An 18,297-nucleotide genomic window follows, 5' to 3' on the forward strand; every position below is an offset into this window, starting at 1 on the left:
GTCTCTCCTACATTTTAATAACAGAGCGAATGCTTTTACCTTCATGCATATAATCAAAGGCTTTGTTGATATCTTCAAGCGGCATTTCAAATGTCACCATATCGTCGATATTGATTTCACCTGACATATACTGGTCGACGTATTTAGGAAGCTCTGTACGACCTTTCACTCCACCGAAAGCAGAACCTTTCCATACACGACCGGTCACCAATTGGAATGGGCGAGTCGAGATCTCCTGTCCAGCACCCGCAACGCCGATGATGATCGATTGACCCCAACCGCGGTGAGCACACTCAAGGGCCGCGCGCATAAGTGCTGTGCTGCCTACACATTCAAAAGAGTAATCAACTCCCCATTCAGTCATTTCAACGATGACTTGTTGGATTGGCTTTTCAAAGTTCTTTGGATTAACGAAATCAGTGGCACCAAATTTTTCAGCCATGTCGCGTTTTGCATCGTTGATATCGATGGCGATGATACGAGATGCACCTGCCATTTTAGCACCTTGGATAACTGACAGTCCGATTCCACCCAAACCAAACACAGCAACAGTTGCGCCTTTTTCCACTTTGGCCGTATTCAGAACGGCACCGATACCCGTGGTCACACCACAACCAAGCAAACACACCTTTTCTAAGGGAGCTGCGGGATTTACTTTTGCTAACGCGATTTCAGGAACCACTGTATATTCAGCGAATGTCGAACAACCCATATAGTGATGGATCATTTTGCCATCTTTCGAGAAACGTGACGTTCCATCTGGCATCAAACCTTTACCTTGAGTCGCACGAATGCGAACGCACAGATTTGTTTTACCAGACAAACAGAATTTACATTCGCGGCACTCGGGTGTGTAAAGGGGAATCACATGATCGCCTTTTTTCAAAGTCGTAACACCCTCGCCAACAGCTTCAACAATACCGCCACCTTCGTGACCCAAAACAACTGGGAATAAACCTTCAGGATCAGCACCAGACAGTGTGAACGCGTCTGTGTGACAAACGCCAGTGGCGACAACTTTAACCAGAACTTCGCCCTTTTTCGGTGCTTCAAGATCGATTTCCTCGATGGTTAGTGGGGCTCCGGCTTTCCATGCAACTGCTGCTTTGATTTTCATTCAGTCTCCTTAGACGTGCAAAAATAGATGAAGGAATTATATGGAGATACCGCGTCCTCGACTAGGCAACCAAAGGAACAATACTGTTTCTGTATGGAAACAATAAAGTCCCTGCAGGGAATCATTTCGTTTGTCAAAGTCGCTGAAGTCGGAAGCTTCTCCAAGGCGGCAGAGCAGTTAAACGTTTCCAAATCTCACATTAGTAAAAACATTCGCCAACTTGAATCGGACTTGGGAATTGCACTTTTCGTTCGCTCGACTCGCAAAGTGCAGCTTACCCACTTGGGTGAACGCTTTTTAGAGACCTGCCGGGAATCTTTAAAGAATTTAGATTCGGCCAAGCAAGAAATCTTAGACCTGTCAGAAACTCCGCGCGGAACTTTGCGTGTGACGCTTGCAGGGATTTTCGGTGAAGACTATATCGCACCCATCGTGATCGAAATGGCGAAAAAGTATCCAGAACTTAAAGTTGAATTAAACTTCTCGACACGCATTGTGGATTTGATCGAGGAAAAGTTCGATGTCGCGATTCGTATCGGGCATTTAGAAAACTCGTCTTTGATGGCACAAAAAATCGCATCCCGCTTTGAATACGTGGTTTGCTCAAAAGGTTATCTGGCTCACTCGCCGGATTTGAAAGACCCACGGGACTTGATTAATCACAATTGCATCGGCGAGCGAAGTTCGTGGAGTTTTAAAAAACGCGGTAAAACTTTTCAGGTTCCTGTCGCTGGCAATTTTAAAAGTAACAATCCCCGCGTCTTACAAAAGGCTGCCCTGGCGGGTTTGGGGATCGCTAGGCTGCCGGGTTCCTATGCTTTTGAGGAAATCAGAAAAGGCCGTTTGGTATCGGTTCTTGAAAATTTCAACGAAGGCAAAAAGGACATTTGGGCTGTCACACCGATACGGCATAAGCAAAACATCAATGTAAAAACGTTTATCCAAGAGGTTAAGAAGCATCTCGCGGACGACTATGGACACGTTTTATTCTAAATAATTCCCACATGTTGCGCCGAGCAATCACTCCAAGTAGGCGTTTGGTCATTACATTACTGAAATCAATTCTCAGTATGCTTAAAATTTCAGCAACAGCCCGCATCCTTCGTTGACGATATCCTGACAATCTGACAAAACCTGTCCTCCTTTAAAAAAACTTGGAGTTTTAATTTCTTATGAGTCAATTCGATCGCGCCTATGAGCTCGGCAAGCTGTATTGCGATCGTGGAGAGTTCGGTCCCGCAACGGACCATCTTCGCGAAGCTGCCGAAGGCTATTTCGCTGAAAAGAACTTTTCTCTTTATCTCAAGTGCCAAAACTTGTTGTTGCGTATTTTTGCCGAACGCGAACAAACAGAAGAAATCAACAAAGCTAAGGAAAAACTCCAAGACTTAGTTTTGAACGAGGGCTTCGAACTTAATTCTAAAACTTACTACTATCTTGCTGTCTGTGCGTCTTACAAAGGTCAAAACGATGTGGCCCTTGATTACGTTCAAAAAGCGCTCGCAATCGCGCTTGCTTCAGACAACAAAGAAGACATCTGCAACGCCATCTTCGGTCTTGCGATGGTTTACTCTTCTCCAGGCATGGCTCGTTATGCTGATGCTTTGAAAGAGATCTATAACCTTGAAGTATTCTTCCAGGTTTACAATCTTCCTGATCTTAAAATTTCATCATTGATTTTGAACGGTAACATCCTCGCACAAATGAAAAAGTACGAGGAGGCTGTGACTGTGTTGTGGAAAGCCTACGATGCTCTGAAAGAGACTCGTAACGTGGTTTCCGCAGCGTACTTGATGATCCAATTGGGTGACGTCTATTTCGAAATGGGCGATAAGGATTTGGCTCGCGTTTACTTGGCGCTGGCTCAAAAATCTATCGATTCCGAGAACCATGTTCGTTTGGCAAAAATCGCCCAGTTCTACGCTGCTAAAATCGGCGCGGATTCTCAACACAGCTACGATCTTGTTTTCGACGAAGTAAACCATGCGGTTACTGAGCGTAAGTTGGGTCGTATCGACTTTAAAAATCAGTTTATTCTTTTGGATCTTTTGCGCCTGTTCGTTCAGAACCAAGGCACGATCTATTCGAAAGAATTCCTGGTCGAGAATGTTTGGAAGCAGCCATATGATCCTGCGATCCACGACAATAAGATTTACGTGACGATCAAACGTCTGCGTAAGTTGATCGAACCAGATTATGAAAAACCGAAATACATTTTTAGAGCCAAAAACGGCTATTACATGAATAAAGCTGCTCGAGTCCATTTCGAGCACTAGTAGGGGTACTTCATGTTACGTCATATTTTATTAGCAGCTCTGTTGATTTTCTCCAGCGTGGGTCATGCGCATGTGCTTTCTTCTGAACAAGAAGGCAACATCATGCCAACTGGAGACAACCGTCCTGTTCCATGGCCTTGGTCACAAGCGCAGCCTTTCCCTTGGGATGATATCTCAGGTTTGTGGAAAGTTGAGCAGGATGACTACGTGTCTTACTTCGCATTCAAAGTTGTGAAGCAAGCAAGCGGCGGTCGCCAACTTCTAGTGCGTCAAATCGATGGTGAAACTCGTCGAGTCCTTGCAACTGGTGTCGGTTTCGAAAGAGATCAAATTATCCTAGCGCAGATGACAAGCTGTGGGGGTACGACGTACCGTTTGAAGCTGACTTCGTTTAAACGTGAAGATTCTCCGCAACCTCCGGTTATGGGTAATCTCTACACGGGATCTGTGATGGTTCTATCTATTGGTGATCTGGGTGCCAGAACTACTAGTGATATGGTCCACTTACAGCTGACTAAGGTTTCTTCCCGCTTTAAATTTACGCAGGAAACTTGCCTTAGCCACTAGGGTTGAATAGTAGGGGGCGATAGCCTTCTACAAAAATTTAAAAAAATTAAAAAAGATATTGCAAAGTCAGAAGGACGCAGATAAACATAGGTCCTTCTTACCGATAGGGAGTTAGCTCAGTTGGTAGAGCGCCACCCTTACAAGGTGGATGTCGCAGGTTCGAATCCTGTACTCCCTACCAATCTTCTAAAGATTGGTTCCTATCGAAAAATAACCACCCTCGAGGTGGTTTTTTTATGCCCAAAATCTGCAGCAAAAGATCTCAACAATTGACTGCCCCCCAAAATAGTTGCCTGATTACATTCGAGAAAAAATCGATGGAGATTTAATGGCAATTCAAGAGCTTAATCAGGAACAGCTTCATTCAATGACACTCGAACAAAAAGACGAGTGGTGGTTAAAGAACGTCTATAAAGGCGACATGCCTCAGTTAACAATCCGTTCAGCGCTAACGGGTATTATCTTGGGCGGAATTTTAAGTCTGACGAATTTGTATATTGGTATTAAGACGGGTTGGACTCTTGGGGTTGGTATCTCGTCAGTGATTTTATCCTATGCCTTCTTTAAAATCATGGACCGTATGAAGATGGGTTCGCACATGACGATCCTTGAAAACAATGCGATGCAATCGATTGCTACAAGTGCTGGTTACATGACGGCTCCCTTGATGGCTTCCATGCCTGCATACATGATGGTGACGGGCCAAGTGGTACCCATGTACCAAACAATTTGGTGGATCATCGTTCTTGCGCTTTTAGGTGTGTTGTTCGCGTTTCCATTGAAAAAACGTTTTATCAATGATGAACAGATGCCTTTCCCAGAGGGTTATGCTTCAGGTGTTGTTTTAGATAGCTTGCACTCGGAAGAGGGCGGTGATGGCGTCTTTAAAGCAAAACTTTTGATGGGCGGTATGGGTCTGTCAGCACTGATTGAATTCCTGCGTGCCGAGCCCATTTTGACGGCACTTAAACTAAAGTTCTTGGCACTTCCTCAGTACTGGGATGATTTCATTTATAAATTCGCAACTCCGCGTTTGTTCAACACTCCATTAAAAGATCTGACTATTCAGTGGGACACATCGATTGTGATGTTGGGCACGGGTGGTTTAATGAGCATGAAGACCTCAATGTCTTTGCTGATCGGTGCAATGCTGAACTATTTCTTGTGCGCTCCGATTCTGATTCAAGCGGGAGTCATCCCAGAAGCCAAATTTAAAGCGATCGCGATGTGGGCGCTTTGGGGCGGAGCTTCGATGATGACCACGTCTTCGTTGTTCTCTTTTTTCTCAAAACCAAAAATGTTGAAGGAAGCTTTCACGAAAAGCTTTTCTAAAAATACGATTCAAAAGCATGATGTTTTGCAAAAGATCGAGCTTCCAATGTGGATCTTTGCAGTCGGTATTCCATTGGTGGGTGCTATTGTTGTGTATTTGGGTCACGTTTGGTTTGGTATTCACTACTGGTTGGGTATCTTAGCAATTCCGTTGGTATTCGTGTTTACTTTAATTGCGGTGACATCAACGGGGTTGACTGCAATCACTCCGGGTGGTGCATTGGGTAAATTGACTCAAATCACTTACGGAGTTTTGGCTCCAGGTAACGTCACAACAAACTTAATGACTGCAGGTATTACATCTGAAGTTTCACTAAATGCTTCAAACTTGTTGATGGATATCAAACCAGGTTACATGTTGGGTGGTAAGCCTCGTCACCAAGCCATCGGTCACGTACTTGGTATTTTCGCAGGCGCCTTTGTTGCGGTTCCAGTTTTCTATTCTTTGTTTCATGGTGATGTTTCCACATTCACTTCAGATGCAATGCCACTTCCGGGTGCTGCGATCTGGAAAGGTGTGGCAGAGGCTTTGACAAAAGGTCTTGGTAATTTGCATCCAACAGCTCAAGCCGCTGCAGCGATCGGCGCGGTTTTGGGTATCGTGATCGAAATTTTAAATAAAAAAACTCGCGGCAGATTCCCATTATCGGGTGTTGGTTTGGGCTTGGGCTTTGTCCTTCGCTTCACGGACGCATGGTCGATGGCTTTGGGAACATTGTTGTTCTGGATCGCTCGCAAGAAATTTAAAAATGAAAAAGGTCTTGGCTATCGCGCCTTCGTTCAAAATCAAGAAACGATGGCAGCAGGGATTATCGCCGGTGGATCGATCATCGGGATCGTTTTGATCTTGTTGGAAAACGCACTCGTATAGATTGCTTGCACACCGACAAACTAAAAACCGCCCTCGTGGCGGTTTTTTTATGCCTAAAACTCAACTTAAAGCCCCTGGCTAAAATTCCCTTTTAGAGAGGAGATTTGCCCCTCTCGCGCCATTTAAAGGCTATAACGCAGCTTGCAAATCAAGCAGTCAATACTCAAAACCTCCCTCTACGGTTAAATGTCATTAACTTATTGTCTGCGAAGTATGGTGAGTTGTTCCATTTATAGGAAATCTAATGATTTCCATCGCCGCCTAAGTTATCTGACTCCATCGAGTGAACTTTATCGCAAGTTCCAGAACGTTTTTAAGGAGTCGTCATGAAACTATTGTTGGCAGCGCTTTTGGCGTCCACATTCTCTTTCGCAGCCTATGCTCAATCTTTTCCTCAAGATCAAGAGCAACCACTTAAACTTTCAAAACGTGAAGCAGCGGAAAAACGTTTGATGGTTGAAGATGCTTACGAAGCTCCAGCTGGTCAGCTTTTCAATGAAGATGCTTACCTGGCTGGTCAAACAGACTATAACGATTATACGAACATCATCGTGATCAATAAGAAAGCTCGCGGTGAGGGTGCGCAAACTCTTCGTCTGTATACGAACCGTCGCTTGGTTTTGACGACTAAAGTTTCAACAGGAACTGAAGAAGTTGAATACATCGGAAAATTCAAAGGTGTTATCAACGGTATCTTCAAAGGTTCACGTCAGTCACACTGGAGACACACAACTCGTGGTTTCTATTCTGTGAAACGCGTTTATGACTATAACTACCGTTCTGGCGAGTCCAAATTCCAAATGCCATTCGCAATGTTCTTTAACGATGCTCGTGGTTTGGCCGTTCACCAAGTACCTCCGGATATCTCTGGTGGCGAGGCGAACGGTGTTGCTGCCTTGGGGCAACGTGCTTCCAGCGGCTGTGTGCGTGTTAAATCTGGTCACATCAACATCATCCACGATGCGGTTGTAAGTGCTGATAAAGGCCGTATGCCAGTCATCGACACTAAAACAGGTCGCCAAATGCAAGACCAATACGGTAAACCTCAATTCAAAGAAGGCTACCGTTCTTTAGTGATCGTGGAAGAGAAGTAATCACGACTTGACCCTATCTCTTAAGAGAAATACAAAGGCTGAACCTGCGGGTTTGGCCTTTTGTTTGTCTGCACTCCGGCTTTGCCGGAGTAGGCCCGCCGCCTTTCGGAGCATTTATGACATTGAACGAACTAGTAAAAGTCCCTGATGAACAACGTGAACACCAATGGGAAATTGATTTCTTCATGGCGATCACATCTAGCAACGTAAAGATGATGATGGATGCTCCTCAACAGGGACCGGATGGTTGGCCTTACATGCTTGTCGAGACCTCTGAAAATGCGACGGAGCCTGCCAATAAAATCATGCAATGGGCAGCCATCAAAGGCGTGGGGTTAGCGGTTAATCCCGGCAAAAACTATCCTGACTATGTTTTCACATACGGCATGCTTTGGCATTTTAAAGAAACTGGTTTGTTCTATAGAACTGCTGATGACACGATTGTCGGCACTGCAGAATTTGAAAAAGGCCAAGGCTTGCATGCTGGCGATGCCTCACCTCAATACTTGCCTGCATACGTTCGCCAAATCATCAAAGAATTCTTCCGCGATCAGGCGGTTATGCGCCCACGCATTTTAGTGATGAGCCAAGACCGCAAAAACTATGATCTGGCATTCTCTCTTGAGTCATTAGGAAATCCGCCCCAAACAGAACATCAGGGCATCGCGGAGGCGCTAAGCTGGTTCTTGCCACCTCATTACTCCATCGTGTTGGTTTCTGAAATGGGTCTTCCTAAATTCTTTGATCTTTAAGCTAGTCTAAGGACGAGCCCCTTATACTCGTCCTTACAATTAATCCTTCCTCGTTTACTATATTCAAGAGGGATTAATCATGTTCAGTCAGCTTGGCGCTATAGCAATTTTTCTAAGTGCATCCAGCGCTATCGCGACCAGTAATATCACGCCACCGGCAGAGATTAATTATTCCGTTTATTCCAAAGAATATCCCAGTGAAAAACTAAATGGTCCCGTGAACAAGTCTCACAGCGTTCATCAAGTGATGTCTCCCGGAGAGCGTGATGCCATTTTTGAAAAAGCGGGGCTGACAAAGTTTTTCAAGAATAAGAATCACTATGATCGCGATATGTTTGTTTTGCGTGCGCAAAACGGCAGTCTGAAAGATTTAGCAAAAAAGTATCCAGAGGCTCCCAAAAAGCAATTGGCGAAATTTCAAAAGCTTCTTCAGGGACGGCGTTGATGAAAAAGATATTAATCATCCTTGTGGGACTCTTCGTTTTAAGTTCACTGGAAGCTCAAGCCGATATTCTTTTTTTAGATCTGAATGGAAATCCTAAGGAAATTGAAGCCGCGAAGGCAGCAGCCTCGAAGCGGGGTGAACAAGTTATCGTTATACCTGAAGTAACTAAAGAGCTAGCGACAAAGCAGGCGGAACTTTTGGCAAAGACACAAAAGGCCAATGAAGACTATCTTCGCAAAGGTTGTTCCAGCGGAAATGCGAATTCGGCTGCATGCTCGGGCGTCAGTAAAGCGCTGAACGATGCCATGGCCAATGAGAATGAGTTCCGTCAAAAAAATCAGCTTAATCCGGAAACTTTAGACAAAGCGCTGAGAGGTCTCAAGAGCCAAGGCGTGAACCTTTCTTCGTTGGTCGTTTCTGGGCATGACGGAAACGGACATTTTGGTGGAACTTTTGGTGATCTTACCGATAAAAATTTGGCAGAGGCTTTTCAGAAAAATGCGCCGCTTGGGGATAGCATTCGCTCTCTGGCGCTGTGGGGTTGTTACACCGCGAATTTAAGCAGTCTTAGTCTGTATTGGAAAAAAGCATTTCCGCAGGTCGAGGTTGTCGTTGGTTTTGATAAAAAAGGCCCATTGGGAAACAGTCCGGCGAACTGGGCACTACTTAAAGATTTTCTTTCCAAAGAAAAAGATCTGGCCCAAATCAAAGATCAAAACGAACTTCAAAAGGCTTTTAAGAAGCTCGAAGGAGTTCGCATCACCGATGCCGCAATCTGTGTTGGAAATAACTTTTCGAATAAATTTGCGACGATGGATGTCGCAAATATTCAATCAATGTGTGAAGGCGCATTTCTGAAAGATGCCAAAATCTATACGTGCTATCTGAATGCAGAAAAAGGATGCGAAAATCCCCCTGCCAATACATCTAGCAGTGATCTTAGACGTTTCTATGAACAGCTTCAGGATTATGCTCATTGCAAAGAAGTCTTGCCTCCGGAGCAACAAGTTGGAATGCCTTCGGCAGACACGATGATTCGCCTCATCCATTTTGCGGATGTTAAAAAGAATTTCGTGCAGAATTTTTCTCAGCAAATTGGGGAGTATAACAAGCTCTTGGATAAAGTCGGGGCTCCGAAAAACCTGCAGTGGGGAGACATCTTAAAAATGTCCCGGGCAGAGATTTTGGAAAAACTAAAAGCCACAGATACTTACTTTGATAACAAAGGCACTGGTGACTCCGCTTTGAATCCCGAGTTTATGGCTCTTAAAAACTTTGTACGATTGGGAGTACAGCCGATTCTTGGTGATTTAAACGTACCATTCACGTGGGTTGAAAAGGGTGCGGGGCCCGGCGAAGGCATGAAGAATGGTATGGCCACGGCGTCCGAGGCAAATGTGATCCGTCTTCGTAAGGATTATGAAAATGAGCGTGCCAGTCGTCTGATGAATCAGAAAATTGATGAAGTTCTTAAAACCAATAGTGCTACTAAATCACAGATGGATGCGATCACAATTAGAGAACAAGAAATACAAAAGCAAATGGAAGCGGGTGTAAATTTCCGAGATATCATGGGGCCTGCGCAAAAGATTGATGAAGATAAGCTTAAGCTTCGTCAGAATAACTGGCAGGCCATCTCTGGAGAGCTAGAACAGTATAAGCGACAGCTTAAATCATCTGAGTATGCAAGCGCCGAGGGGCAAAAGATCTTTAACTCAAGGCTTGATGAGTTGATGGCCTCCTATAATAAGACAAAATAAAAAAGGGAATCCACTTGGATTCCCTTTTTAGTCTCATGTGTAAGAAAGATATTTATTCAACTTCTTCAAGTTCGCCTGGAGCTGGTAGCAGATCCATCAGACATTCGCGCCAGTATTCTGGAGCATCTTCGCTATAATCAACAGCGATATGGAAACCTTTTTTGCCCAGCAGTTTTGTTCTTTTAATAACGCCGGAAATTTCCAAATTCATTTCATCTAGATGCATGAAGATTCTATCGCCAATCAAAACATCCAGGGTCAAATTTTTTCTAAGTGCTGTGGGAATTAGATCTTCTCTTTTAACTAAAAGAAGCAAACCTGAGGAAGAAGCTTCCACGATTTCGCAGTTCTTTGCGATCTTCGCGAAATCATCTAATGAAGTCATATACGATACATGAATCGGAGAGACTTCTTTACGGGGAGCTATCCGTTTATTCGTTGCTGCGTTTCCCATTATTACCTACCTTGCTCTGATGGAACCTACACATGAGCTCCTGCGATAAGTGCAGGATATTAAACTCTTCGGCAAGACCGGACCAAAGTTAAAGGTTCACGCAGTAAAAACCAAAACTAAATTTCTCTTGGTGGAAACAGACGCCCGCTCCCGCAGACGGGGCTTGGTATTCAGAGTATTCTTGCAGAGAGAACGTCTCATAGTGGGACGTGATTTTTTGCCAATCCCCTACAGAAAATTCAGAAAGCACCGACGGCTGGCTGAAGGGGCGAAGCGCTTTAAAACAAGCCTCTTTAGCCGTCCATAAGCTTGCAGCACTTGGGGCTGCCTCGTACTCGCCCGGCCTCGCCACTCGCTTGGCGATAGGCTCTGAAACGCGGTGAGTGTTCTCGACATCAACGCCGACCGCATGGCTTGAGATCACCAAAATTCCCATACCTTGAGTGTGGGCAATACTGGATTGCAGGGGAGTGCTTGAATTTAAAATAATTTGATCACGATGAGCATGAATCAGTTTTCTATGATCATTGTTGTTACTGCCCCATTCTGTATATGCATATACTTGCAAGTCGGGGCAGTTCAGATGTTTCCGCAAAGACTCTAACTTGTGATTATCGATGATCAACATGTCAGAGTCCTCATTCAGAAATTAAAGAGCGAACTCTTTCGGCCAAGTCACTGCTTTACCGCTGGTGATATCCATCATGCGATCCAAGGAAACTTTTGCTTCTAAGCGCAATGATTCTGGCAGATTCATTTGCGGCTCTAAGGTTTCTAGGGCGCGTTTAATTTTTTCTAAATTATTCATCTTCATGTAGGGGCAGTCGTTGCACTGACAACCCTCATCCACTACAGGTGCTTGGATGAAAGTGGCATCAGGACGGCGCTTTTGCATTTGATGGAATATCCCAGTCTCTGTGGCAACAATAAATTTCTTGTGCGGATTTGAAGATACAGAATCCAACAAGTGCTGAGTCGATCCAATCACGTTCGCATAAGCCAAAACAGAATCGTCACATTCAGGGTGTGCCAAGATTAAAGCATCTGGATGTTCTTTGATCAAAGCAGCCAAGCGGTTCGCATTGAACAGCACGTGCACTTCGCAGGAGCCATTCCAGAATTCCATTTCGCGGCCCAATTTTTTAGACAACCAACGACCCAAGTGTTGATCCGGGCCGAACAAGATTTTGCGATCTTTAGGAATAGCGTTAACGATTTGCTGAGCATTGGAAGAAGTTATGATCACATCGGAGATGGATTTAACTTCGGCAGAGGAGTTGATGTAAGTCACCGCGATACCATCGCGATGTTGTTGGCGCCACGCCAAGTACTTATCGTAAGGGGCACCTTTAACCAGCGAGCATGATGCTTCAAGTTCTGGAACCAAAACCGTTTTCGTGGGATTCATGATCTTAACTGATTCAGCCATGAACACGACACCTGCAAGCAGGATCACTTGCTCTTTTACTTCCTGGCCTTTTTTAGCCAAAAAGAAACTGTCGCCGACATAATCAGCCACGTCTTGAATGTCGCCATCTTCGTAGTAGTGAGCCAGAACGACAGCGTTCTTCTCTTTTTTCAGTCTTTGGATTTCCGCAGCAACATCATAGCTCATAATTACAACCTCACGTCATTACTCGCGCTTTGAACGTTAATTATACGCTCAATAGGTGCGACATCCTATAGCACAGCCAACCTTAGGTCGTAAGAGGAAAATGAAAGCGAAATGAACTTGGTTTTGAAGAGAAAAAAGTCAGGAATCGCTCTGGTTTACAGAGTCGTTCCGCCTTTAAGAACGTTGATAATCGATTTAGAAGCCGTTTTTAACGACTCAAACACGCCACGGCCTTCAGAAGCACAACCTTCGATTTCAGGGGCATTGTAAGGGTTTAAAGCGCTTCTCATCTCAGCCAAAGACGCTACATTGGGAAGGTCGCGCTTATTGTACTGCATGATCAATGGGATTTCTTTGATGTCGTAACCTTGTTGTTCAAGGTTCGTCTCAAGATTGCGCAAAGATTCCAAGTTTTCGTCCATACGCTCGATCTGAGAGTCTGCAACGAAAATAACGCCGTCCAAACCTTTAAGGATCAGCTTGCGGGAAGCATCGTAAACAACTTGGCCCGGGACTGTGTAAAGGTGGAAACGAGTTTTGAAACCACGGATTTCCCCCACGTTCAGTGGAAGGAAGTCAAAAAACAGGGTGCGCTCAATGTCCGTATTCAATGCCACGAGCTTGGATTTTTGATCCTCAGCCGTTTTTTGATAAACCCACTGAATATTTGTCGTTTTACCGCCCAATGAAGGACCGTAGTACACGACTTTGCAGTGAATCTCTTTGGCATTGTAGTTAATAAAGGACATTACAGCTCCACTCTATTTTGCAGGGCACGACCCATAGTTCTATCATCTATGAAATCGATGTCGCTGCCAATAGGAACTCCATGGGCAATGCGAGAAAGTTTCAATCCTTTACCCTGCAACTGTTTAGCAAGGTACAAAATCGTCGTATCGCCTTCAAGATCTGCGTCCAATGCAAGGATGATTTCCTTGATCACGGGGCCGTCACCGCGCAAACCTGCGTCCACTCGGTCGATCAATTCATGGATTTTGAGTTCTTTAGGTCCGATACCTTCCAGTGGAGAGATCGCACCATGCAAAACATGGTAACGGCCACGGAAAGCACCCGAAGATTCAATGCGCATGATATCTGAAGGTTCTTCCACCACACAAAGAGCATCATCAGCACGGTGAACATCTTGGCAATAACGGCAAAGATCTGCATCCGTAAAGTTGAAGCAACGAGGGCAGTCGTGAACTTCCGCGCGCACACGAAGAAGTGCTTCACTCAAACGCTCGGGGAATTCATTCTCTGATTTAAGAATGAAATAGGCCAAACGTTGAGCAGTCTTGGGCCCGATACCGGGCAGACGGCTCATTTCGTGGACTAATTTTTCAAGAGCGGTGATGTGAAGCAAGGGTTTCTCCGATTATTTAACTAGAACATCCCTGGGATGTTCATGCCGCCAGTGATCTTTTCCATTTCTTTGGAAGAAGTATCACGAGCTTTTTTAACTGCTTCGTTAGTTGCAGATACGATCATGTCTTGAAGCATTTCAACATCGCCGTCTTTCATAACGTCAGCGCTGATTTTCAAAGAAGTGATCATGTGATCGCCGTTCACTTTAACAGTAACTGCGCCGCCGCCAGTGCTTGCTTCGTATTCAGCTTTAGCAAGTTCTTCTTGGGCTTTTTTCATTTTCATTTGCATTTGATTGGCTTGCTTCATCAAAGCTGCCATTCCGCCGCCAAGGCCTTTCATAGAATCCCCTTACTTTTTAGGCGCGTTGTCGCGCTTTAGTTCTACGATGGATTTGATTTTGCCCTGGAATGCATCCTGAGCAGCTTTCACCATCGGGTTTTCGGCAATCTTGTTGCGGATCTCATCTTCAGCCAGCTGCACTTTCTTTTGCTGCAGAGCCTGAGCGGATTCGCCGACCTGATCACCCTTCATTAATACTTCAAAAGAATACCCAGCACCCCAGTACGAATCAATAAATCCTTGCACCTTTTTACGCACAGAAGTGTCAGCCATTTGGTCCTTTAGGAAGACCAATTTTGTCGGAACACCCAACGTTAAAAGTTTGCCCTCTTCCTTAACGAACAGAAGGTTTTCGATCTTTGCCGCAAACAAGGCGTCGTCTTGGCGCACTAACTCCACAAAATGGACCCAACGTTCTGTCGCATTTGCACCTGTCGCCATTTTTGGGGCTTCAGGTACTACCTCTGCAACGGTGGCAGGTGTCGGTGCGGGAGTCGCGGGTTTTGTTTCCGTAGTTTTTTTAGTGGGGCCGTCAAAGGCTGCCTTCATTTTTTCTAAACCTGATGGAACTTCAGGTACAGATTGAGATTCCTTCAGTCGCTCATGACCATGAACGGGAAGAGCTACTGGCGGAACATAGGGCCTGGTACCACCTGCGCTGTTAGAGGCTTGAGGACCATTTGCCAAAAGAGTCTTTAGGTCAGCAAGCTTCGGCGCAGACGCCATGCGAAGCAAGATCACTTCAAGCACAATACGAGGATCTTGCGCACGAGGAATATCGCTGCCGCCTTTTAATGCCATGTCGAAGAGCATGTGGATGTCTTCTTCAGACAAACGTTGCGACAAATCGTTCAACGCTTGCAGTTCCGTGTCTGGCATTTCCAGAATTTGGGCGGCTTGAGTTTCAGAGACTTTAACCAACAGAAGGTTGCGGATCATTTCCAACAAATCTTGAGAGAATAAATGCGGTTCGAAACCCGCTGTGGAAATTTTCTCGATCACTTTCAGAATATTTTGAGAGCTGCGTTCCACCAAAGCCGTCAGTGTTTCAAACAACAAGGCGCGATCCGTAAGACCCAAAATCTCCACCACGTTTTGACGAGTTAGGGGACCATTCGCAAAGGTAATTACTTGGTCCAACAAACTTTGTGAATCACGCATGGAACCATCACCCTGACGAGCGATAACCCATAGAGCTTCCTCTTCCGCAGGTACGCCTTCTTGATCACAGATCAGCTTTAAGCGTTCAGTGATTTGGCGTGTGGTGATTCTGCGGAAATCAAAACGTTGGCAACGGGACAAAATCGTCTGTGGGATTTTGTGAACTTCGGTTGTTGCCATGATAAAGATCACGTGACCTGGCGGCTCTTCCAAAGTTTTTAGAAGGGCGTTGAAGGCACTTGTCGAAAGCATGTGAACTTCGTCGATGATATAAATTTTGTATTTACCGCTTGTAGGCATGAATGCCACGGTTTCGCGAAGCTCACGGATGGAATCCACACCGTTGTTTGAAGCTCCGTCGATTTCCATAACATCAACGCTAGAACCCGTAGCAATTTCACGGCAAGAATCACACGTGTTGCACGGAACAAAATTCACCGCATTCGGGCAACGCAAAGCCTTTGCTAAGATACGAGCTGATGAAGTTTTACCAGTACCACGAGGACCTGTGAAAAGCAGTGCGTGAGGAAGACGGTTGTTCTTAAGCGCGTTCGCCAGAGTTTGGGTAATATGATTCTGTCCGACAACGTCAGTGAAAGATTGGGGACGCCATTTGCGCGCAATCACCTGATAAGACAAAACATTCTCCGAACTGCTTAAAACAAAAAAGTGGCCGAGCACCCCATATCACATAGTTCCTCGAGTGCCGTTGCTTCCTTCCGGACCTAGCGGAGTTCGTCAAGGGGGCTATTGTATGGGACCCGGCCATGGGCAGGTGTATCCTACTGGGGGTTGGGTTTCATTCGATAACTCGTCGTACCACAGAGGAAATTTTCGAAGGGGAAGGGCTCGCAATCGACCCGGGCTTCCTGCCCTTGCCGCTTCCCCTGCGGGGAGGGTCTTCCAGACCCCGCGGAGGTCGCTTTCGAGCCCTTCCCCTTCGAAAATTCCCTCTGTGGAAGAGTGCTTTCGCTTTAAACGATTCAGTTGGATTTGGGCCCATGGGAGATGTTGGACTTTGACTGGTTGCGTTGTGTGGGGTGTGGGTGCAGGGGTGTTAAGACTTCTTTGTTTATTGGGGAGTGGTAGGATTCTTTTTAATTCGGAGGTCTTTTCTATGAAAGTCGTTCTTGGTTTGTTTGTTACTTTGTTGGTTTCGATTTCTTTTGCTCAGTCTATCGGTGTGAAAGACATTCCGGCTGATGGGGATACTACTATTTCTGTTAAGAAGGGGAACTCTGCTGATAATAAGTATGAGGTTACTTCGGGTGAGGATGATGTTGAGGGCGAGGAAGCGAACTTGATTAAAGAGGCTCGTGCCTCCTGGAAGAAGGCTTGTGCTGATTGGAAGAAAGAGTTGAAGGAGCTTAACAAAGATAACCAAGTTCTTTCGATGAACTGTGGCAAGATGGTTTGCTCTACGGAAGGTGTCGAAAGCACATGCCGCTCAAAAGCCACCTACAAACTTAAGATTCAAGTTAAATAAAGGTACGAATAAAGGTACGGACTTACTTTGTCCAAGTATTAGAAATTAAGTCCCTACCTAGTTCGGTAAGGACTTAATTTTTAGATTTTAACCAGATTGAATTCTCAATCTGGTTTTTTATTTTTCGGTCTGAAGATATCCCAGAAGCTGGATTTTCCATTTGTGGGAGTTATGACTGGTGCTGGTGGCAGTTCATTGCTGTCGTTTTGAAATTCGTTGATGTATTCCTCAGCAGGGCCGTCGGGTGTGTGATTTTGATGAGGCCTAGAATCGCGTTTTGCTGCTTTGATAATTTGTTGAGGAATATCTCTTTTGATTTCCTGTCTGTGCTCGGAATTTTTCATCGGAGTCTCCTTTTATTAAGTGCGATATTTTGCATCGAACATTTGCGTTCCTCTTTTTTTCAAAGAGTTTTCGGCGATAGCCATACTGACTCCCCAAACTACGTGAGCGCCAATAATCATGGCTTTACGCTGCGGGGTTTGTTTCCGATCTTTAGGTTCAAGATTAAGGGCGGGAATAATACCAAAGTAACTTGCTGCCCATACACCTAATCCGAAAAGTCCACCTTTGACTACGGGGTTACCAGGAACCTTTGAAGCCAGAAGGGCATAAGCGACGCCAAAGACGGCGCCATACCCATAATGCGCCACCATCGAAGCCTCTTGTCGTCCTTCAGAGTTTAATTTTTGGGTGAGATTCATTTTGTTCATCACCGTGGTTGCGACCTGAGCTTGGGGCAGTGGTTTCACGCGGTCGCGCAGTGTGAGATTTTTGAAGGCCTCGAACAGTGAATAAGTCATCGTACTGGTTGCCATCGTGCTGGCCCAAAAGCCTCGAAATAAGACGTTCATACAAACCTCCCTTTCATTAGTATTTTACTCTCATAATCTAGCGTGAAAACCCATCAATGGGATTTGTTGTTTGATTACAGTCATTACTGTTACGTTCGTCGTGGGATGTCATTTGGGAGGGGGTACAAAAATGCAACAATGATTTGCGTATCAGTCCTCTGTCGCGACAATGTCTTTTCGTCGATAGTTAAGGAGTAGCAAATAACTTAAGTCTCTAGGAGGACACTATGACTACAGCAAAATTCCAAATCGACCCATCCCATTCTTCTGCAAACTTTTCTATCAAACACATGATGATCGCTAAAGTACATGGTGGCTTCGAAAAAATCAGCGGGACCCTTTCATTGGATTCTTCAGACATCACTAAATCTGTGATCGAAGCATCGATTGAAGCGGCAAGTATTAATACTCGCGAAGCACAGCGTGATGCCCATTTAAAAAGTGCCGACTTCTTTGATGTGGAGAAATATCCAACGATCACTTTTAAATCTTCTAAAGTGGAACGCGCAGGCGATGAAGAACTGAAAGTCACTGGCGCTTTGACGATTCACGGAGTGACGAAAGAAGTCGTACTTGAAGTTGAAGGCCCATCAGCAGAACACACAGACCCATGGGGCAATACTAAAATTGCAATTTCTGCGAAAACTAAAATCAAACGTAAAGATTTTGGTTTGAACTGGAATGCGGCTCTTGAGGCGGGTGGTGTACTCGTTGGTGACGATGTTGCAATCACTCTAGATATTCAGTTTGCTAAAGAAAAATAACTGATTGAAGCCGATTCAACGTCGGAGAAAATCTAAAGATAT

Annotated in this window: 20 protein-coding genes, 1 tRNA gene and 1 other RNA gene; 11 read left to right on the plus strand and 11 right to left on the minus strand. The window is 45.1% G+C overall.

The window, feature by feature from the left end; genetic code table 11:
* Window positions 1–7: 7 nt before the first annotated feature.
* A complete protein-coding gene (locus tag B9G69_RS09015; protein ID WP_088615866.1) occupies window positions 8–1,117 on the minus strand; it encodes an S-(hydroxymethyl)glutathione dehydrogenase/class III alcohol dehydrogenase in 1,110 nt (369 codons plus the stop codon).
* A gap of 93 nt (window positions 1,118–1,210) precedes the next feature.
* Here B9G69_RS09015 and B9G69_RS09020 point away from each other — a divergent pair, with 93 nt between their 5' ends.
* The 9 genes from B9G69_RS09020 to B9G69_RS09060 all read left to right on the plus strand — a co-directional run bounded on the left by B9G69_RS09020 (window position 1,211) and on the right by B9G69_RS09060 (window position 10,214).
* Entirely contained in the window at window positions 1,211–2,110 is a 900-nt protein-coding gene (locus tag B9G69_RS09020) for a LysR family transcriptional regulator (RefSeq protein ID WP_088615865.1), read from the plus strand.
* A gap of 179 nt (window positions 2,111–2,289) precedes the next feature.
* Window positions 2,290–3,393, plus strand: coding sequence for a winged helix-turn-helix domain-containing protein (locus tag B9G69_RS09025; protein WP_088615864.1), 1,104 nt, complete (start codon window positions 2,290–2,292; stop codon window positions 3,391–3,393).
* A 12-nt stretch (window positions 3,394–3,405) separates the two neighbouring features.
* Window positions 3,406–3,960 (plus strand): hypothetical protein, encoded by a 555-nt coding sequence (locus B9G69_RS09030; RefSeq protein WP_088615863.1) that lies wholly within the window; start codon window positions 3,406–3,408, stop codon window positions 3,958–3,960.
* A gap of 105 nt (window positions 3,961–4,065) precedes the next feature.
* Window positions 4,066–4,141 (plus strand) — tRNA-Val (locus tag B9G69_RS09035).
* Window positions 4,142–4,288: 147 nt separating this feature from the next.
* A complete protein-coding gene (locus B9G69_RS09040; RefSeq protein WP_088615862.1) occupies window positions 4,289–6,163 on the plus strand; it encodes an OPT family oligopeptide transporter in 1,875 nt (624 codons plus the stop codon).
* Between the two features lie 326 nt (window positions 6,164–6,489).
* Window positions 6,490–7,257, plus strand: a complete 768-nt coding sequence (locus B9G69_RS09045) for a L,D-transpeptidase (RefSeq protein WP_088615861.1) — start codon at window positions 6,490–6,492, stop codon at window positions 7,255–7,257.
* Window positions 7,258–7,373: 116 nt separating this feature from the next.
* The gene (locus tag B9G69_RS09050) at window positions 7,374–8,009 is read left to right on the plus strand and encodes a hypothetical protein (protein WP_088615860.1); all 636 of its coding nucleotides are present in this window, start codon (window positions 7,374–7,376) and stop codon (window positions 8,007–8,009) included.
* Window positions 8,010–8,088: 79 nt separating this feature from the next.
* Window positions 8,089–8,454 (plus strand): hypothetical protein, encoded by a 366-nt coding sequence (locus tag B9G69_RS09055; RefSeq protein ID WP_088615859.1) that lies wholly within the window; start codon window positions 8,089–8,091, stop codon window positions 8,452–8,454.
* A complete protein-coding gene (locus B9G69_RS09060; protein ID WP_088615858.1) occupies window positions 8,454–10,214 on the plus strand; it encodes a hypothetical protein in 1,761 nt (586 codons plus the stop codon). The genes B9G69_RS09055 and B9G69_RS09060 overlap by 1 nt, the downstream gene beginning before the upstream one ends.
* A 52-nt stretch (window positions 10,215–10,266) precedes the next feature.
* Here B9G69_RS09060 and B9G69_RS09065 read toward each other — a convergent pair whose 3' ends face one another.
* The 8 genes from B9G69_RS09065 to ffs all read right to left on the minus strand — a co-directional run bounded on the left by B9G69_RS09065 (window position 10,267) and on the right by ffs (window position 15,918).
* Window positions 10,267–10,668, minus strand: coding sequence for a hypothetical protein (locus B9G69_RS09065; RefSeq protein ID WP_088615857.1), 402 nt, complete (start codon window positions 10,666–10,668; stop codon window positions 10,267–10,269).
* A gap of 88 nt (window positions 10,669–10,756) precedes the next feature.
* Window positions 10,757–11,296 carry a 4'-phosphopantetheinyl transferase family protein gene (locus B9G69_RS09070; RefSeq protein ID WP_088615856.1) on the minus strand — a complete coding sequence of 180 codons (540 nt, stop codon included), beginning with the start codon at window positions 11,294–11,296 and terminating at the stop codon, window positions 10,757–10,759.
* 21 nt (window positions 11,297–11,317) lie between these two features.
* Window positions 11,318–12,283, minus strand: a complete 966-nt coding sequence (nadA, locus tag B9G69_RS09075) for a quinolinate synthase NadA (protein ID WP_088615855.1) — start codon at window positions 12,281–12,283, stop codon at window positions 11,318–11,320.
* Between the two features lie 155 nt (window positions 12,284–12,438).
* Entirely contained in the window at window positions 12,439–13,032 is a 594-nt protein-coding gene (locus B9G69_RS09080) for a GTP-binding protein (protein WP_088615854.1), read from the minus strand.
* Window positions 13,032–13,607 (minus strand): recombination mediator RecR, encoded by a 576-nt coding sequence (gene recR / locus B9G69_RS09085; protein WP_416220935.1) that lies wholly within the window; start codon window positions 13,605–13,607, stop codon window positions 13,032–13,034. Before recR ends, B9G69_RS09080 begins: the two co-directional genes overlap by 1 nt.
* A gap of 59 nt (window positions 13,608–13,666) precedes the next feature.
* Window positions 13,667–13,990 (minus strand): YbaB/EbfC family nucleoid-associated protein, encoded by a 324-nt coding sequence (locus tag B9G69_RS09090; protein WP_088615852.1) that lies wholly within the window; start codon window positions 13,988–13,990, stop codon window positions 13,667–13,669.
* 9 nt (window positions 13,991–13,999) lie between these two features.
* A complete protein-coding gene (dnaX, locus tag B9G69_RS09095) occupies window positions 14,000–15,790 on the minus strand; it encodes a DNA polymerase III subunit gamma/tau (protein ID WP_088615851.1) in 1,791 nt (596 codons plus the stop codon).
* Window positions 15,791–15,819: 29 nt separating this feature from the next.
* Window positions 15,820–15,918: signal recognition particle sRNA small type (gene ffs, locus B9G69_RS09100), an RNA gene on the minus strand.
* Window positions 15,919–16,268: 350 nt separating this feature from the next.
* Between ffs and B9G69_RS09105 the strand changes: the two genes are divergently transcribed.
* The gene (locus B9G69_RS09105; protein WP_254916912.1) at window positions 16,269–16,637 is read left to right on the plus strand and encodes a hypothetical protein; all 369 of its coding nucleotides are present in this window, start codon (window positions 16,269–16,271) and stop codon (window positions 16,635–16,637) included.
* Window positions 16,638–16,741: 104 nt separating this feature from the next.
* Here the strand turns inward: B9G69_RS09105 and B9G69_RS09110 are convergent, their stop codons facing one another.
* The gene (locus B9G69_RS09110; RefSeq protein WP_088615849.1) at window positions 16,742–16,981 is read right to left on the minus strand and encodes a hypothetical protein; all 240 of its coding nucleotides are present in this window, start codon (window positions 16,979–16,981) and stop codon (window positions 16,742–16,744) included.
* Window positions 16,982–16,996: 15 nt separating this feature from the next.
* On the minus strand, window positions 16,997–17,491 hold the full coding sequence (locus B9G69_RS09115; RefSeq protein WP_088615848.1) for a DUF6789 family protein: 495 nt from the start codon (window positions 17,489–17,491) through the stop codon (window positions 16,997–16,999).
* Window positions 17,492–17,718: 227 nt separating this feature from the next.
* Between B9G69_RS09115 and B9G69_RS09120 the strand changes: the two genes are divergently transcribed.
* A complete protein-coding gene (locus B9G69_RS09120) occupies window positions 17,719–18,255 on the plus strand; it encodes a YceI family protein (protein ID WP_088615847.1) in 537 nt (178 codons plus the stop codon).
* Window positions 18,256–18,297: the final 42 nt, after the last annotated feature.

Source organism: Bdellovibrio sp. SKB1291214 (assembly GCF_002209355.2).
GTDB lineage: Bacteria > Bdellovibrionota > Bdellovibrionia > Bdellovibrionales > Bdellovibrionaceae > Bdellovibrio.

Coding starts and splice junctions, on each gene's coding strand:
- B9G69_RS09030 (WP_088615863.1), top strand. CDS start 3,406: ATGTTACGTCATATTTTATTAGCAGCTCTGTTGATTTTCTCCAGCGTG.
- B9G69_RS09050 (WP_088615860.1), top strand. CDS start 7,374: ATGACATTGAACGAACTAGTAAAAGTCCCTGATGAACAACGTGAACAC.
- B9G69_RS09110 (WP_088615849.1), bottom strand. CDS start 16,981: ATGAAAAATTCCGAGCACAGACAGGAAATCAAAAGAGATATTCCTCAA.
- B9G69_RS09015 (WP_088615866.1), bottom strand. CDS start 1,117: ATGAAAATCAAAGCAGCAGTTGCATGGAAAGCCGGAGCCCCACTAACC.
- B9G69_RS09025 (WP_088615864.1), top strand. CDS start 2,290: ATGAGTCAATTCGATCGCGCCTATGAGCTCGGCAAGCTGTATTGCGAT.
- nadA (WP_088615855.1), bottom strand. CDS start 12,283: ATGAGCTATGATGTTGCTGCGGAAATCCAAAGACTGAAAAAAGAGAAG.
- B9G69_RS09105 (WP_254916912.1), top strand. CDS start 16,269: ATGAAAGTCGTTCTTGGTTTGTTTGTTACTTTGTTGGTTTCGATTTCT.
- B9G69_RS09040 (WP_088615862.1), top strand. CDS start 4,289: ATGGCAATTCAAGAGCTTAATCAGGAACAGCTTCATTCAATGACACTC.
- B9G69_RS09055 (WP_088615859.1), top strand. CDS start 8,089: ATGTTCAGTCAGCTTGGCGCTATAGCAATTTTTCTAAGTGCATCCAGC.
- B9G69_RS09090 (WP_088615852.1), bottom strand. CDS start 13,990: ATGAAAGGCCTTGGCGGCGGAATGGCAGCTTTGATGAAGCAAGCCAAT.
- B9G69_RS09080 (WP_088615854.1), bottom strand. CDS start 13,032: ATGTCCTTTATTAACTACAATGCCAAAGAGATTCACTGCAAAGTCGTG.
- recR (WP_416220935.1), bottom strand. CDS start 13,607: ATGAGCCGTCTGCCCGGTATCGGGCCCAAGACTGCTCAACGTTTGGCC.
- B9G69_RS09020 (WP_088615865.1), top strand. CDS start 1,211: ATGGAAACAATAAAGTCCCTGCAGGGAATCATTTCGTTTGTCAAAGTC.
- B9G69_RS09115 (WP_088615848.1), bottom strand. CDS start 17,491: ATGAACGTCTTATTTCGAGGCTTTTGGGCCAGCACGATGGCAACCAGT.
- B9G69_RS09060 (WP_088615858.1), top strand. CDS start 8,454: ATGAAAAAGATATTAATCATCCTTGTGGGACTCTTCGTTTTAAGTTCA.
- B9G69_RS09120 (WP_088615847.1), top strand. CDS start 17,719: ATGACTACAGCAAAATTCCAAATCGACCCATCCCATTCTTCTGCAAAC.
- B9G69_RS09070 (WP_088615856.1), bottom strand. CDS start 11,296: ATGTTGATCATCGATAATCACAAGTTAGAGTCTTTGCGGAAACATCTG.
- B9G69_RS09045 (WP_088615861.1), top strand. CDS start 6,490: ATGAAACTATTGTTGGCAGCGCTTTTGGCGTCCACATTCTCTTTCGCA.
- B9G69_RS09065 (WP_088615857.1), bottom strand. CDS start 10,668: ATGGGAAACGCAGCAACGAATAAACGGATAGCTCCCCGTAAAGAAGTC.